General features: G+C 69.3%; 13 protein-coding genes and 1 pseudogene. 9 read left to right on the top strand and 5 right to left on the bottom strand.

The window, feature by feature from the left end; translation table 11 throughout:
• Positions 1-45: 45 nt before the first annotated feature.
• Together ACFWBB_RS12155 and ACFWBB_RS12150 are read right to left on the bottom strand one after the other, a co-directional pair.
• Positions 46-1,614, bottom strand: a complete 1,569-nt coding sequence (locus ACFWBB_RS12155) for an arabinogalactan endo-beta-1,4-galactanase (protein WP_385269816.1) — start codon at positions 1,612-1,614, stop codon at positions 46-48.
• A 104-nt stretch (positions 1,615-1,718) separates the two neighbouring features.
• A complete protein-coding gene (locus ACFWBB_RS12150) occupies positions 1,719-3,740 on the bottom strand; it encodes a beta-galactosidase (protein WP_385269814.1) in 2,022 nt (673 codons plus the stop codon).
• A gap of 229 nt (positions 3,741-3,969) precedes the next feature.
• Here ACFWBB_RS12150 and ACFWBB_RS12145 point away from each other — a divergent pair, with 229 nt between their 5' ends.
• The 6 genes from ACFWBB_RS12145 (at position 3,970) to ACFWBB_RS12120 (ending at position 9,195) form a co-directional block, all read left to right on the top strand.
• Positions 3,970-5,301: an ABC transporter substrate-binding protein gene (locus ACFWBB_RS12145; RefSeq protein WP_385269813.1), complete on the top strand. Its 1,332-nt coding sequence runs from the start codon at positions 3,970-3,972 to the stop codon at positions 5,299-5,301.
• On the top strand, positions 5,298-6,275 hold the full coding sequence (locus ACFWBB_RS12140) for a carbohydrate ABC transporter permease (protein ID WP_385269811.1): 978 nt from the start codon (positions 5,298-5,300) through the stop codon (positions 6,273-6,275). Before ACFWBB_RS12145 ends, ACFWBB_RS12140 begins: the two co-directional genes overlap by 4 nt.
• Positions 6,272-7,177: a carbohydrate ABC transporter permease gene (locus ACFWBB_RS12135; protein ID WP_385269809.1), complete on the top strand. Its 906-nt coding sequence runs from the start codon at positions 6,272-6,274 to the stop codon at positions 7,175-7,177. The genes ACFWBB_RS12140 and ACFWBB_RS12135 overlap by 4 nt, the downstream gene beginning before the upstream one ends.
• Entirely contained in the window at positions 7,174-8,208 is a 1,035-nt protein-coding gene (locus tag ACFWBB_RS12130; protein WP_385269807.1) for a LacI family DNA-binding transcriptional regulator, read from the top strand. The genes ACFWBB_RS12135 and ACFWBB_RS12130 overlap by 4 nt, the downstream gene beginning before the upstream one ends.
• Before the next feature lie 168 nt (positions 8,209-8,376).
• Positions 8,377-8,727, top strand: a complete 351-nt coding sequence (locus ACFWBB_RS12125; protein WP_385269805.1) for a VOC family protein — start codon at positions 8,377-8,379, stop codon at positions 8,725-8,727.
• 75 nt (positions 8,728-8,802) lie between these two features.
• Positions 8,803-9,195: a MarR family winged helix-turn-helix transcriptional regulator gene (locus tag ACFWBB_RS12120; RefSeq protein ID WP_385269803.1), complete on the top strand. Its 393-nt coding sequence runs from the start codon at positions 8,803-8,805 to the stop codon at positions 9,193-9,195.
• A 149-nt stretch (positions 9,196-9,344) separates the two neighbouring features.
• Here ACFWBB_RS12120 and ACFWBB_RS12115 read toward each other — a convergent pair whose 3' ends face one another.
• Complete coding sequence (locus tag ACFWBB_RS12115) at positions 9,345-9,743, bottom strand: SseB family protein (RefSeq protein ID WP_385269801.1); 399 nt, start codon at positions 9,741-9,743, stop codon at positions 9,345-9,347.
• A gap of 449 nt (positions 9,744-10,192) precedes the next feature.
• On the opposite strand from ACFWBB_RS12115, the gene ACFWBB_RS12110 reads away from it, so the two are divergent.
• On the top strand, positions 10,193-11,644 hold the full coding sequence (locus ACFWBB_RS12110) for a glyceraldehyde-3-phosphate dehydrogenase (RefSeq protein WP_385269799.1): 1,452 nt from the start codon (positions 10,193-10,195) through the stop codon (positions 11,642-11,644).
• 351 nt (positions 11,645-11,995) lie between these two features.
• Here ACFWBB_RS12110 and ACFWBB_RS12105 read toward each other — a convergent pair whose 3' ends face one another.
• On the bottom strand, positions 11,996-12,220 hold the full coding sequence (locus ACFWBB_RS12105) for an alpha/beta hydrolase fold domain-containing protein (RefSeq protein WP_385269826.1): 225 nt from the start codon (positions 12,218-12,220) through the stop codon (positions 11,996-11,998).
• On the opposite strand from ACFWBB_RS12105, the gene ACFWBB_RS12100 reads away from it, so the two are divergent.
• The gene (locus ACFWBB_RS12100) at positions 12,143-12,622 is read left to right on the top strand and encodes a TetR family transcriptional regulator C-terminal domain-containing protein (protein WP_385269824.1); all 480 of its coding nucleotides are present in this window, start codon (positions 12,143-12,145) and stop codon (positions 12,620-12,622) included. The two genes, ACFWBB_RS12105 and ACFWBB_RS12100, sit on opposite strands and share 78 nt — an antisense overlap.
• A gap of 280 nt (positions 12,623-12,902) precedes the next feature.
• Here ACFWBB_RS12100 and ACFWBB_RS12095 read toward each other — a convergent pair whose 3' ends face one another.
• Complete coding sequence (locus ACFWBB_RS12095; protein WP_385269797.1) at positions 12,903-13,466, bottom strand: hypothetical protein; 564 nt, start codon at positions 13,464-13,466, stop codon at positions 12,903-12,905.
• 171 nt (positions 13,467-13,637) lie between these two features.
• Here ACFWBB_RS12095 and ACFWBB_RS12090 point away from each other — a divergent pair.
• Positions 13,638-13,808: pseudogene (locus ACFWBB_RS12090) on the top strand (transposase); the annotation flags it as partial.
• Positions 13,809-13,914 lie beyond the last annotated feature (106 nt).

The raw sequence follows: 13,914 nt of genomic DNA, 5'->3' as shown, positions 1-13,914 counted from the left end.
CAGGCCGCGTGGTGCGGCCGGGCCCCTGTCACAGAAGGCGGCGGATCAGCGGTGGCTGAACCACGACATGGAGGACAGGGCCTTGTCGTCGAAGCCGAACAGGGCCTGGTTCTCCCAGCCGTTGCCGGAGCCGGCGTCGGCCGGGTCCCAGCCGTTGCCGGTGACGGCGGTCCAGGTCGCCTCCCAGTAGAAGACGCCGAGACCACGGCCGTTCGGGACGGCTTCCACGATGTTCGCGACGGCGTTCATCCAGGCGAGCTGCCCCGCGGCGGTCGCCGGGTAGCCGGTGACCAGCTCACCGGTGGTGTCGATCTGGTTGACGAGCGAGTCGTCGCTGTCGAGACGGAAGGGGTAGGCCGTCTCCGCGATGAAGACCGGCTTGCCGTACCGGGAGGCGACGTCGTCGAGGGTGGTCTGGGCGGCGGCCAGTGAGCCGTGCCAGTAGCCGTAGTACGACAAGCCGATCACGTCGTAGTTGATCCCGTACGTCTTCGCGTTGTCGAACCACCACCGGACCGTGGCGTCGTCGCCGGCGTTGGCCAGGTGCAGCGCGACCTGGGTGCCGGAGGAGACCGCCTTCACCGCGCTGTAGCCGGAGTTGATGAGGCCCGCGAGCTGCGACCAGTTGTCCGTCGAGCCCTCGGACCACAGCATGCCGCCGTTGATCTCGTTGCCGACCTGGACCATGTCGGCGGTGGTGCCCTGGGCCTTCAGCGCGTTGAGCACGTCGTACGTGTGGTTGTAGACGTCCGTCTTCAACTGGCTGTAGGAGTGGCTCGACCAGGCGGCGGGCTTGGTCTGCTTGCCCGGGTCGGCCCAGGTGTCGGAGTAGTGGAAGTCGACCAGCAGCTTCATGCCGGCGGCCTTGATCCGCTTGGCCATGGCCAGCACGCGCGTCTTGTTGTTGTAGCCGTCGGCGGGGTTCACCCACACCTTCAGGCGCGCGTAGTTCATCCCGGCGTTCTTCAGGATGGTGACCGCGTCGCCGGTGGTCCCCGAGCTGGTCCTGTACACACCGCCGAGTGCCTCGCTCTTGGCGAGCGACGAGATGTCGGCGCCCTTGACGGACAGACCGGTCGAGCCCGACGTGAAGGTCAGGTCGTCGACATTGATCCAGTTGCCCGCGTTCGCGTCACTGTTGATGCTGATCGTGCACTGGTTGTTCGTCACGCTGACCGACGTGACGATCCGTACCCAGCTGCTGGACGACACCGGCAGGTCGGTGCGCTGCTCCGCACTGCCGCAGTTCTTCAGGGCCAGATACGCGGAGTTCTGGCCGCCGCCGGAGCGCACCCAGGCGGTGAGCTTGTAGGCGCCGTTGGTGAGACCTGACAGGTACTGGTACGTCTCGACCTTGTAGGCAGAGGCCGAGTAGTGCGAGAGGCGGTAACTGCCGCCGTGGCCACCGGACTCGGTGAAGGAGGCGGAGTTCTGCCCGGCCGCCGAGTACGTCGACCAGCCGGCCGGTGTAGCGGTACCGGCTCCGTCGGTCTCGAAGCCGCCGTTGGTGAGGGTGGTGGCCGCCTGCGCGGTCTGCGCGGGCAGGGTGATGAGGGCGAGCCCGGCGGCCAGCGGCAGCAGCAGGGTTCTGAGGGTGCGTCTGGGATGGAACATCGTCGTCCGTCGTCCCTTCGACGTGGTGGGGTGGGGTTCCCTCGTGGGGTGAGGGACCCCCTCCGCCCGCGGCTCGCGGCTCCACGGGCGAAGGGGGAGTCGGCTCAGCCGTCGAGTCGTACGACCCGGACGGCTCCCGCCGGGACCGCGAGGCGGCCGGCGGCGCGTTCGCCCGTCAGCAGTTCGGTGCCGGAGGTCTCCAGCGGCACCTTGGCGTCGGTGGCGGTGTGGTTGATCGCGAAGAGGTAGCTGCCCGTCCCGCCGGAGCGGCGCACGACCTCGACGTCGCGGGGCAGGTCGGCGCGCGGGGTGATCGCCGCGTCCTCGGCGGCCCGGCCGAGCAGTGTGTCCAGGTCCTCGGGGCCGAGGCGGGTGGAGACGTACCAGGCGGTGCCCTCGCCGAGCCGGTGCCGGGTGACGGCGGGGCGGCCCGCCGTGAGTCCTTCGGCGTAGGTCCAGACGGTCTCGGCTCCGCGCGGCACCACGAACTCCGTCCACACGTCGCCGGTGAGCTCGGAGCCGTCGGGGCCGGTGACACGCACGTTCTCGCCCTGGAGCAGCGGTGAGAACTCCTCGACGGTCAGGCCCAGTACGTCGCGGAGCACACCGGGGTAGGCGCCCTCGTGGACGGCGTCGTGCTCGTCGACGATGCCGGAGAAGTAGGACACGACCAGGGTGCCGCCGTTCGCGACGTACTCCCTGAGGTTGTTCCCGGCCGCCTCCGTCATCAGGTACAGGGCGGGCACCACGACCAGGGGGTACGCGGACAGGTCGGCCTCGGGGTGGGCGAAGTCGACGGTGAGGTGGCGGTCGTAGAGGGCCTCGTAGAAGGCGTCGGCGCGCTCGCGCGGGTCGGTGTCCTCGCTGGGCCGCCAGGCGAGGTTCTGCGCCCACCAGGAGTGCCAGTCCCACAGGACCGCCACGTCGGCCTCGGTGCGGGTGCCGCGGATCGGGGCGAGCGAGTCGAGGGAGGCGCCGAGTTCGACGACCTCGCGCCACACGCGCGTGTCGGTGCCGCCGTGCGGGACCATCGCCGAGTGGAACTTCTCGGCGCCGCGCCGGGACTGCCGCCACTGGAAGAACATGGCGCCCTCGGAGCCGCGGGCCACATGGCCGAGCGAGTTGCGGGCCATCTGGCCGGGCGCCTTGGCGGGGTTGCGAGGCTGCCAGTTGACGCCCGAGGTGGAGTGCTCCAGCAGGATCCAGGGGGCGCCGCCGGCGACGGAGCGGGTGAGGTCGGCGGCCATCGCGAGGTTGACGTGGGTGCGGCGGCCGTCGGTGATCAGGTAGTGGTCGTTGGTGACGATGTCGACCTCACGGCCCCAGGCCCAGTAGTCGACCGAGTCGCACTGGCTGAGGGCGGTCATGAAGTTGGTCGTCACCGGGACGCCGGGCGCGAGCCGGTGCAGGATGTCCCGCTCCGCACGGAAGTTCTCGCGCATGGTGGCGTCGGCGAACCGCTTGTAGTCCAGCGCCTGCCCCGGGTTGCCGACGGTCGGGGTGGCGCGCGGCGGGTTGACGTCCTCGAAGCCCGCGTAGCGCTGGCCCCAGAAGGCGGTGCCCCAGGCTTCGTTGACCGCGTCGACCGTGCCGTACGTCGTCTCCAGCCAGCGGCGGAAGTGGGCGGCGCAGGAGTCGCAGTAGCAGGCGGAGACAGGGACGCCGTACTCGTTGTGCACGTGCCACATCGCCAGCGCCGGGTGGTCGCCGTAGCGCTCGGCGAGACGCGTGGTGATGTTCGCCGCGGCCGCGCGGTAGTCCGCGTTGCTGTGGCATATCGCGGCGCGGGAGCCGAACTCGTAGCGCACGCCCTCGGGGGTCACGGGCAGCGCCTCGGGGTGGTCGCGGTAGAACCAGACCGGCGGTGCCACGGTCGGTGTGCCCAGGTCGACGCGGATGCCGTTGTCGTGCAGCAGTCCGATGACGCGGTCCAGCCAGCCGAAGTCGTACTCCCCGGGTGAGGGCTCCAGCAGGGCCCAGGAGAAGATCCCGACGCTCATCATGGTGACGCCGGCCTCCCGCATCAGCCGGACGTCGTCCTGCCAGACGCTTTCCGGCCACTGCTCGGGGTTGTAGTCCCCACCGAAGGCGAGCCTGGCGAGGCCCCTGGGGCTGGTCTCCGGCATTGGATGTCTCCCGTTTAATCGATCATTTGGGAACGTGCACACACGGCGACGCCGTTCGGATCCCAACATAACCGCACAGCAACAACCATTGACAAGTGTCCGGGATGTTTCTCTACTGTGAACGCTCACAGACACCATGGCTGGTTCTCGCGACGGGCGGGGATCCGGCTCATGTGATCGCATGGCAGGTTTTCGCACCGGGCGAGAACCCAGGTCAGGGGAGAGATCCATGCCCAACACGAAGCGTCGGCGGCTCTTTGTCAGAGGTGCAGCTTCCACCATCGCCGTCGCCCTCGGCGCCACCGCACTCGCCGCATGCGGCTCGTCCGACGAGGACAGCGGCGCCGAGTCCGGTCCGGTATCGCTCACGTACTGGACGTGGACGCCCGGCATGGACAAGGTCGTGGACCTGTGGAACAAGGGCCAGGGCAAGAAGGACCAGATCACCGTCACGGTGAAGAAGCAGGCGTCCGGCGACACGCTGGTCACCAAGATCCTCACCGCGCACAAGGCCGGCAAGGCCCCCGACCTGGTCCAGGCCGAGTACCAGGCACTGCCGACGCTGGTCAGCAATGACGCGCTCGCGGACATAGCGAAGAACGTCGGCGACGCGAAGGACAAGTTCGCCGACGGTGTCTGGCAGCAGACGACGCTGGGCACGGACGCCGTCTACGCGGTGCCGCAGGACATCGGCCCGATGATGTTCTACTACCGCGCGGACCTCTTCAAGAAGTACGGCCTGACGGTCCCGGGGACCTGGGAGCAGTTCGCGCAGACCGCCCGCGCGCTGAAGAAGAAGGCCCCGGACACGGACCTGACCACCTTCTCCGCCAACGACTCCGGCCTCTTCGCCGGCCTCGCCCAGCAGGCCGGTGCCAAGTGGTGGACCACCTCCGGCGACAAGTGGAAGGTCGGCATCGACGACGCGGCCACCAAGAAGGTCGCCGACTTCTGGGGCGGCCTCGTCAAGGAGGGCGCCATCGACAACCAGCCGATGTACACGCCGGCCTGGAACAAGGCGCTCAACACCGGCAAGCAGATCGCCTGGGTCTCCGCCGTGTGGGCCCCTGGCACCCTGACCACCGCCGCGCCCGACACCAAGGGCAAGTGGGCCATGGCCCCGCTCCCCCAGTGGTCCAACAGTGAGAACGTCACCGGCAGCTGGGGCGGATCCTCCACGGCCGTGACGACGGACTCCAAGCACAAGGAGGCCGCCGCCAAGTTCGCCGCCTGGCTGAACACCGACGGCGACGCCCTCAACGCGCTGGCCAAGGAGAGCGGCATCTACCCGGCCTCCACGTCGGCCCAGCTCAGCGGGGCCTTCACCACCCCGCCGGACTACTTCTCGAACCAGGCCGACTTCTACACCACGGCCGCCAAGATCGCGAAGACCACGGCGCCGTCGGCCTGGGGCCCGAACGTGAACGTCGCCTACACGACCTTCAAGGACGCGTTCGGCGCCGCCGCGAAGGACAAGTCGGACTTCTCCGCCGCCCTGGCCAAGATGCAGGCGGACACCGTCGCCGACATGAAGAAGCAGGGCTTCGAGGTCTCCGAGTGACGACCGCACACCGCGGGAGGTCGTACGGGGTCAAGGGGGCCCCGTACGCCCACCCGTCTCCCGCCACCACCCTCAAACGAGCCCGAAGCGCCCCCTATCTCTTCCTCGTCCCCGCGACGATCCTCTTCACCCTGTTCTTCGCGCTGCCCATCGGGTACGCGGTGTGGCTCAGCTTCCGCAAGGTGCATGTCTCGGGCCTCGGCCTGGGCTCGGGCGCACGCAAGGAGGTCTGGGCCGGCGTCGAGAACTACACCGACGCCTTCACCGACAGCGAGCTGCTCGACGGCGCGCTGCGCGTCCTCGGCTACGGCTGCATCGTCGTCCCGGTGATGCTGGGTCTGGCGCTGCTGTTCGCGCTGATGCTCGACTCCGAGAAGGTGCGGCTCACGCCGTTCACCCGGCTCGCGATCTTCCTGCCGTACGCCATCCCCGGCGTGGTGGCGGCACTGCTGTGGGGCTTTCTGTACCTGCCGGACGTCAGCCCCTTCTACTACGTGCTCGAGAAGCTGGGCATGCCGCAGCCGGACCTGCTGGACGGCGGTCCGCTGTACCTCGCCCTGTCGAACATCGCGGTCTGGGGCGGGACCGGCTTCAACATGATCGTCATCTACACCTCCCTGCAGGCCATCCCTGCCGAGGTGTACGAGGCGGCGAAGCTCGACGGCGCCACCCCGGCACAGATCGCGCTGAGGATCAAGATCCCGATGGTGGCGCCCTCGCTGGTGCTGACCTTCTTCTTCTCGATCATCGCCACGCTCCAGGTGTTCAACGAGCCGACCACCCTCAAGCCGCTCACCAACTCCGTTTCCACGACCTGGAGTCCGCTGATGAAGGTGTACCGGGACGCGTTCGGCACCGGTGACATCTACCAGGCGGCCGCCGAGGCCGTGATCATCGCTTTCGTCACGCTGGTGCTGTCCTTCGGCTTCCTGCGGGCCGCGAACCGTCGCAACAAGCAGGAGGCAGCGCGATGAGTTCTCTTGCCGTCCAGAAGGCGCCCTCGGCCGCCGGGGCCGCGGGCACCACCCGGGGCCGCCCTCCGCTGCGCGGCCGCATCGCGCTGGTGCCGACGATCACGCTGCTGCTGGGTGCGATCTACTGCCTGCTGCCGGTGGCGTGGGTGGTGATCGCGTCCACCAAGTCCGGCAGTGAGCTGTTCTCCACGTTCACGTTCCTGCCGGGCAGCGGTTTCACGGCCAACGTCCACGACCTCAACGCCTACCGCGACGGCATCTACTGGCAGTGGATGGGCAACTCGGCCCTGTACGCGATTCTCGGCGCGCTGCTGTCGACGTGTGTGTCGGCGTTCAGCGGCTACGCGCTGGCGACCTACCGCTTCCGGGGCCGCGAGACGATGTTCAACGTCCTGCTCGCGGGCGTGCTGATGCCGCCGATCATCCTCGCCATCCCCCAGTACCTGCTGATGGCGAAGGCGGACCTGACGGACTCCTACTGGTCCGTGCTGCTGCCGCAGATCCTCTCGCCGTACGGCGTCTACCTCTCGCGCATCTACGCTGCCGCGGCCGTGCCGGGCGACGTGGTGGAGGCCGGCCGGATGGACGGGGCGAGCGAGTGGCGGATCTTCACCAGGATCGCGCTGCCGATGATGGTGCCCGGCATGGTGACGGTGTTCCTGTTCCAGTTCGTGGCGATCTGGAACAACTTCCTGCTGCCGTACATCATGCTCAGCGACGACGAGAAGTTCCCGATCACCCTCGGCCTGTTCACCCTCCTCGAACAGGGCGCCAACACCCCGGCGCTCTACACGCTGGTGATCACCGGCGCGTTCCTCGCGGTGATCCCGCTGGTGGCGCTGTTCCTGGTCATTCAGCGGTTCTGGAGCCTGGATCTGCTGTCCGGAGCCGTAAAGTCATGACCATGAACAATGGTGCGGGGGGCCGGCGCAGACCGCCGACCATCCACGACGTGGCCCGGGAGGCGGGAGTCTCACGGGGCACCGTCTCGCGCGTGCTCAACGGTGGCCACTACGTCAGCCCTGCCGCGGCCGAGGCGGTCGACGCCGCCATCCGCAGGACGGGTTACGTCGTGAACCGGCACGCCCGTTCCCTGATCACCGGCCGTTCCGACTCGGTGGGCTTTCTGCTGACGGAGCCTCAGGAACGGTTCTTCGAGGACCCCAACTTCAATGTCCTGCTGCGCGGTTGTACGCAGGCGCTGGCCGCGCACGACATACCCCTCCTGCTGATGCTGGCCGGGACCGAGGACGAGCGACGGCGCATCACGCGGTACATCACCGCCGGGCACGTCGACGGGGTGCTGCTGGTCTCCAGCCACTCCGGGGACCCGATCGCCACCGAGCTGCGCGAGGCGGGCGTACCGCTGGTCGCGTGCGGCAAGCCGATCGGCATCGGGTCCAAGGTGAGCTATGTGGCCGCCGACGACCGGGACGGCGCCCGCGACATGGTGCGCCACCTGCTGGCGCAGGGCCGTCGGCGGATCGGCGTGGTCACCGGTCCGCTGGACACCCCGGGCGGTGTGGAGCGGCTCGCCGGCTACCGGGAGGTGCTCGCCGAGGCGGGCGTCGACTACGACGAGCGGATCGTCGTCTCCGGTGACTACAGCCGGGCCAGCGGTGAGGCGGGCGCCGAGCGGCTGCTGGCGCAGGCGCCGGACCTCGACGCGGTGTTCGTCGCGTCCGACCTGATGGCTCAGGGCGTGCTGACGGCACTGCACCGGGCGGGCCGGCGGGTGCCGGAGGACGTCGCGGTCGGCGGCTTCGACGACTCCCCGGCGGCGACCGCGGTCAGTCCCTCCCTCACCACCATCCGGCAGCCCTGGGACCGGATCAGCAACGAGATGGTCCGGGTGCTGCTCGCCCAGATAGGGGGCGAGGATCCGGCGGCGGTGATCCTGCCGACGGAGCTGGTGAAGCGGGAGTCCACATAGCGGGTGGGAAGCCGACGGGGGCGGTCAGCGGGTGCGCGATGAGGAGGGGCGGCGCCCGCGCCGAACCGGTCAGGATCGAAGAAGCCGTCCGCGGCTCTCCCGCCTAGCGTGAGAAGTGCGGGAGAACGGAGATGTTCTCGCGCACCGCACGTCACCGAGGAGGACGCCATGGCCGCCGGCCTGCAGACGATCATCTACCCCGTCAAGGACCTCGCCCGGGCCAAGGCCCTGTTCAGCGCACTGCTGGAGGTCGAGCCGTACGCCGATGAGCCCTACTACGTCGGTTTCAAGGCCGCCGGTCAGGACGTCGGACTCGACCCGAACGGACACGCCAAGGGCATGACCGGACCGGTTCCGTACTGGCATGTCACGGACCTGCGCGAGCGGCTCGCCGCGCTGGTGGCGGCCGGGGCGGAGCTGCTCCAGGACGCACAGGACGTCGGCGGCGGCAGGCTGATCGCGTTCGTGAAGGACGCGGACGGCAACCTGGTGGGGCTGCTCCAGGATCCGGCCGCCTGAGGCACCTCCCCAACCGCTTGCACTCGCACTAGTTGCACAGTCAATGAACCGCCGTTCCGGTGTTACCGTGCAGGTATGGCAGCGAAAACGGCCGGTTCGGGCCTCGAGGAGCGGTGGCGGGACATCCTGTCGGTGCACGCGCGCACGATGTGCGAGATCGATCGCGCGCTGCACCCGCACGGCCTCGGAGCGAGCGACTTCGAAGTGCTCGACATCCTCGCCTCGGAGGCCCCCCGGGCGGGCGACCAGTGCAGGGTGCAGAACCTCGTCGGACGGGTGCACCTCAGCCAGAGCGCACTGTCCCGCCTCATCGGCCGTCTGGAGAAGGAAGGCCTGGTGGAGCGCTCCGTCTGCATGGAGGACCGGCGCGGGGTGTGGGTCGCCCTCACCCACAAGGGCCGCGACCTGCACACCGGCGTACTGCCGCTCCAGCGGGCGGTGCTGGAACGGATGCTGACCGAGTCCTAGGCAGCCCGACCCTGCGAGTCCTGCGAGTCCAGGGCAGCCTGGTCCTGCGAGTCTGGGCCCGGTCCTTCCGACCGGGCCCGTATTCACGACCCCACACACCGCGCGCGGCCGCCCCCACCCGGTCGGCGTCGACGTCGGACTTCTGCGTCTCAGCGGGCGAGCAGGGTGCGAACGCCTTCCGAGGTGAGGGTCAGCGGATGGTCGCCGGCCGGGTCGATGGCGAGGGACAGTTCGCCGGTCGGCCACTGCGCGGCGAGCGCGCCGAGGGGCACCAGACGGTAGCGGTCGACCTCCGGCAGCAGGTCCGCCATCTCCGGTTCCGAGGTGAAGACCGGCACCACCGGCGTGCCCCCGGGCTGCTCCAGGACGGGCAGCGCGACCGTGGTCGGGTTGGTGACGTCCTCGTCGAGGGCGTCGTCGGGCACGGGCACGAGTACGTCGCACTGCGCGAGCGTGTCCAGTGCGGCGGTGTCCTCGGTGTCCCGGGCCAGCGCGTCCAGCGCCAGCGCGGCGGGGTTGTTGGTGCGGTCGTGCGCGGGTGTCTCCATGGCGAACTCCCTGGTTGCGGCGGTCCGGCTCGCGTACCCGACCGCGGAGCGCTCAATCCCCCGGCGGGGGGGTGAGGCGCCGAGGGGCACGTCCGCCACCTCCGCAGCATCTCAGCGAGGGTCGTGCCGTGGGCGAGGAGCCGGCGCGGGCGATGACATGCAGGGTCCCGACGTGCGGGGCCGCAGAGAGTGGGAGTCGTCGCCGTGGCGTACCCCGTCCTGATCCCGGCCCTGGGCATCCGCGCCCGCACACGCGCCGGGGACGGCCGGCGCCCCCGCACCGGTCTCAGTGATGCCATTCCGAGCCGAACACCTTCCGCACGCCTGCGGGTTGAAGGTGGACGGCCCTCTCGGGTGACGAACCCGCACAGGTGAGCGCGGGCCCGCTTGAATGATCGAATGACCGCAGGGTTAGCATATGAGCGCCACCTAGCTCGAAAGATAGGCCCGTGACGCTCAACGACGATTCGTTCACCAACTGGAAGAACCGCGAGGAGATCGCGGAGTCGATGATCCCGATGATCGGGAAGCTGCACCGCGAACGGGACGTGACCGTCCTGCTGCACAGCCGCTCCCTGGTGAACAAGTCGGTGGTCAGCATCCTCAAGACCCACCGGTTCGCCCGCCAGATCGCGGGCGAGGAGCTCTCGGTCACCGAGACGCTGCCGTTCCTCGAGGCCCTCGCCGCACTCGACCTCGGCCCGTCCCAGATCGACATCGGCATGCTCGCCGCGACCTACCGGGCCGACGGACGGGGCCTGTCGGTGGCGGAGTTCACCGCCGAGGCCGTGGCCGGCGCCACGGGCGCCAACAAGATCGACCGGCGTGAGCCGCGCGACGTCGTCCTGTACGGCTTCGGCCGCATCGGCCGCCTCGTCGCCCGCCTGCTCATCGAGAAGTCCGGCTCCGGCAACGGTCTGCGACTGCGCGCCATCGTGGTGCGCGGCGGCAGCCGGCCCGCCGACGACCTGGTCAAGCGGGCGTCCCTGCTGCGCCGCGACTCCGTGCACGGACAGTTCCAGGGCACGATCACCGTCGACGAGGCCAACAACAGGATCATCGCCAACGGCAACGAGATCACGGTGATCTACGCCGACGACCCGAGCCAGGTCGACTACACCGAGTACGGCGTCCGCAACGCCATCCTCATCGACAACACCGGCAAGTGGCGCGACCGCGAGGGCCTCGCCAACCATCTGCGGCCGGGCATCGACAAGGTCGTGCTGACCGCGCCCGGCAAGGGCGACGTGCCGAACATCGTGCACGGCGTCAACCACGACACGATCAAGCCGGACGAGCAGATCCTGTCCTGCGCGTCCTGCACCACCAACGCGATCGTCCCGCCGCTGAAGGCGATGGCCGACGAGTACGGCGTGCTGCGCGGCCACGTGGAGACCGTTCACTCGTTCACCAACGACCAGAACCTGCTGGACAACTACCACAAGGCCGACCGGCGCGGCCGCTCGGCGCCGCTGAACATGGTCATCACCGAGACCGGCGCCGCCTCCGCCGTCGCCAAGGCGCTGCCCGACCTCAAGGCGCCGATCACCGGCAGCTCGATCCGGGTGCCGGTGCCGGACGTCTCGATCGCGATCCTCAGCCTGCGGCTCGGCCGCGAGACGAGCCGCGAGGAGGTCCTCGAGTACCTGCGCGAGGTCTCACTGACCTCGCCGCTCAAACGCCAGATCGACTTCACCACGGCGCCGGACGCGGTCTCCATGGACTTCATCGGCTCGCGCCACTCGTCGATCATCGACGCCGGCGCCACCAAGGTCGACGGCGACAACGCGATCCTCTACCTCTGGTACGACAACGAGTTCGGCTACTCCTGCCAGGTCGTCCGCGTCGTCCAGCACGTCTCCGGGGTGGAGTACCCGACGTATCCGGCGACGGGCGCCTGACAGGACCTTGCAGGATCCGCGGATCAGTGCGCAATGCAGGTGCGAGATGCGCACTGGAAGACTGATGAAGATGTTGGGTTCTGGCCTCGCCGTGTGAGCGGCGGGGCCAGACTCGTACGTGCAGGACCAGGCCCGCGTGCTGCGCGCCCTGCGCGATCGGCTGGAACGGCTTTATGACGCCCCAGCCGCCATTGAGGGACGTACGGCCTCCCCTGAACGTCTTCCGGAACGTTTCCCCATGGGCCCGGAAGACGACAGAGCCCTGGCAACCGCTCTGGCGCTGAAGGTTGCTGGGGGTTTCTCCCTTGGGTGCAGTTCTTACTGAGGGAAGGGCTGAGAAGGCTGGGCGGGTCAGTCGTTGAACGCTGTGGCCACGGCGTCTGCGAGCTGGATCAAGACGTCCCGTGAGAGCTGCACCGACCCGGTGAACGAGAAGAACGCGTGGGTGGCACCCTTGATCGGGAGGTGCTTGACCGGCACGTCGGCGTCGGCGAGCTTCTGCGCGTACCGGTCACCCTGGTCCCGCAGCGGATCGTGTTCGGCGGTGACGATGACGGCGGGAGGAAGCCCGGCCAGGTCGTCGGAGCGGGCCGGCGAGACGCGCGGGTGGGCGCCTTCGTCATCGACGCGCTGCGAGCCTGGTGCGACGGGGCAGCGGACCGACAGGACACCATCGGATGGGTAGGCGGCTGCGAGATCGGCTCGCTCGCCAGCGAACTCGCCGAGACCGACCCCCTGGCCCGCACCGACCTCGCCGTCTCCTTCGAGCGGTGGGAAGCACCCATCAGGTCAGGGCTCGCCCGTATGCAGGCTCGGGGCGAGCTGAGCGAGTGCGCCGACGTCACCGTACTGGCCACCGCCCTGCTGGCCGCCGTCCAAGGCGGCATGCTGCTGTCCCAGGTCCGCCGGTCGAGCACCGCATACCGGCATGCCGTATCGGCGGTCATCGACCACATCGAGAGCTACGTCCTTCGATAAGCGCTCGGATCCCGCAACTGCCCCCGGCCAGACCGCCGAGCCGACGGCACCTCCGCGTCCAGCACGAGGAAACGCCTGCCCTGCAGGAGAATCAGTGCCCTTGAACCGTGCCCGGAGGACCGGAGCGTTGACTTGGTCCATCTCGCCACTGACCCCTGCTACCAGGCAGTGGCCGGAGGCGGCCGTTGTGACTGAGCGCCGTACTCGGCCGGTCTGGCCAAGTAGGCGCTCAGTGAGTCGCGTCAGCAGCGAGCCAGGCCGTCGGGAGCGGCCGACGGGGTCACTGCCCGGTCGTTCCAAGGGTCTGGTCGGCCGTTGCGAAGCGGTGCTCCGTCGGCTTCAGCACTTCGTAGAGGTAGCCGAAGTACTCCGTTTCCGCCGTTCCAGTGAGCACCGCCAGCAGGAAGGCGACGCACCCCATGTCGTGGTGCTCCCATAGGGGGCCACGCCCCTCGTTGTAGAGCACGGTCCAGTCGTCGGGGTGCTGGCCGGGCCGCGCGAGCCAGTACAGGAACGCTCCCGTGCCCTCCTCGAATGCCCACGGCAGGACCCTCGCCCCCGCCTCCTGCAGGCCAGTGGGCTTGTCCTCGAACTCCCACAGGTCGGCCAGGATCTCGTGCCGTTCCGTCGTCTGCGTGTGCAGGTCGCAGTCGTCGTAGGCGGAGTCGGGGACGAGCAGCCAGATCGTCCCGTCGAAGATGCCGTCGCCGTATGTCTCGACGAGCTGCTTGTAGTCGGCGGGCAGAGCCAGACCGAGGGTGCGCTCGGCTTGCGCCCAGTCCACCGCGGGTGGCGGATTGGCGGGCGGCGGGCAGAGGCGGACGAGCGCATCGAGGGCGACCATGGAACGGACGCTACCGGGAACACCAGCCGGTACCCGTGGGAGGGTCGACAGGCCGGGCGAAGATCGGCAGCGGAACCCGGCCCAGGTACCGCTCGCCGGGGTGAAGACCTCGGCACGCCGGGAACCGCGCCCGTTCCGCCGCGGCGGGGCCAGGCGCATCGGAACCCGGCTGGCATGGGCACCCTCCTCGGCGCCGAGGAGATCGCCGCCACCGGCGGAGACCTTGAAGCCTTCGGCACGGCCGACCGCCTGGCGTCCTTCGCCGGCCTCTCACCGGTGCCGCGGGACTCTGGCCGCGTCAGCGGCAACACGCGTCGCCCGCGCCGCTACCACCGTCGGTTGGTGCCTCCTCGGCCGGAGCACAGGATCAGGCGGAGGCCGTGTTCGCGTCCCCGGAATCCTCGGACGAGCGGTCGTGTCGGGGCATCGTTCGAGGTCAGAGCAAGAG

The sequence above is a fragment of the Streptomyces sp. NPDC060000 genome (assembly GCF_042737375.1).
GTDB lineage: Bacteria > Actinomycetota > Actinomycetes > Streptomycetales > Streptomycetaceae > Streptomyces.
This window is presented reverse-complemented; position numbering and strand designations above follow the sequence as displayed.

Excerpts from the sequence above, each read along its gene's own strand:
- ACFWBB_RS12155 (WP_385269816.1), bottom strand. The coding sequence starts at position 1,614 with ATGTTCCATCCCAGACGCACCCTCAGAACCCTGCTGCTGCCGCTGGCC.
- ACFWBB_RS12150 (WP_385269814.1), bottom strand. The coding sequence starts at position 3,740 with ATGCCGGAGACCAGCCCCAGGGGCCTCGCCAGGCTCGCCTTCGGTGGG.
- ACFWBB_RS12145 (WP_385269813.1), top strand. The coding sequence starts at position 3,970 with ATGCCCAACACGAAGCGTCGGCGGCTCTTTGTCAGAGGTGCAGCTTCC.
- ACFWBB_RS12135 (WP_385269809.1), top strand. The coding sequence starts at position 6,272 with ATGAGTTCTCTTGCCGTCCAGAAGGCGCCCTCGGCCGCCGGGGCCGCG.
- ACFWBB_RS12130 (WP_385269807.1), top strand. The coding sequence starts at position 7,174 with ATGACCATGAACAATGGTGCGGGGGGCCGGCGCAGACCGCCGACCATC.
- ACFWBB_RS12125 (WP_385269805.1), top strand. The coding sequence starts at position 8,377 with ATGGCCGCCGGCCTGCAGACGATCATCTACCCCGTCAAGGACCTCGCC.
- ACFWBB_RS12120 (WP_385269803.1), top strand. The coding sequence starts at position 8,803 with ATGGCAGCGAAAACGGCCGGTTCGGGCCTCGAGGAGCGGTGGCGGGAC.
- ACFWBB_RS12115 (WP_385269801.1), bottom strand. The coding sequence starts at position 9,743 with ATGGAGACACCCGCGCACGACCGCACCAACAACCCCGCCGCGCTGGCG.
- ACFWBB_RS12095 (WP_385269797.1), bottom strand. The coding sequence starts at position 13,466 with ATGGTCGCCCTCGATGCGCTCGTCCGCCTCTGCCCGCCGCCCGCCAAT.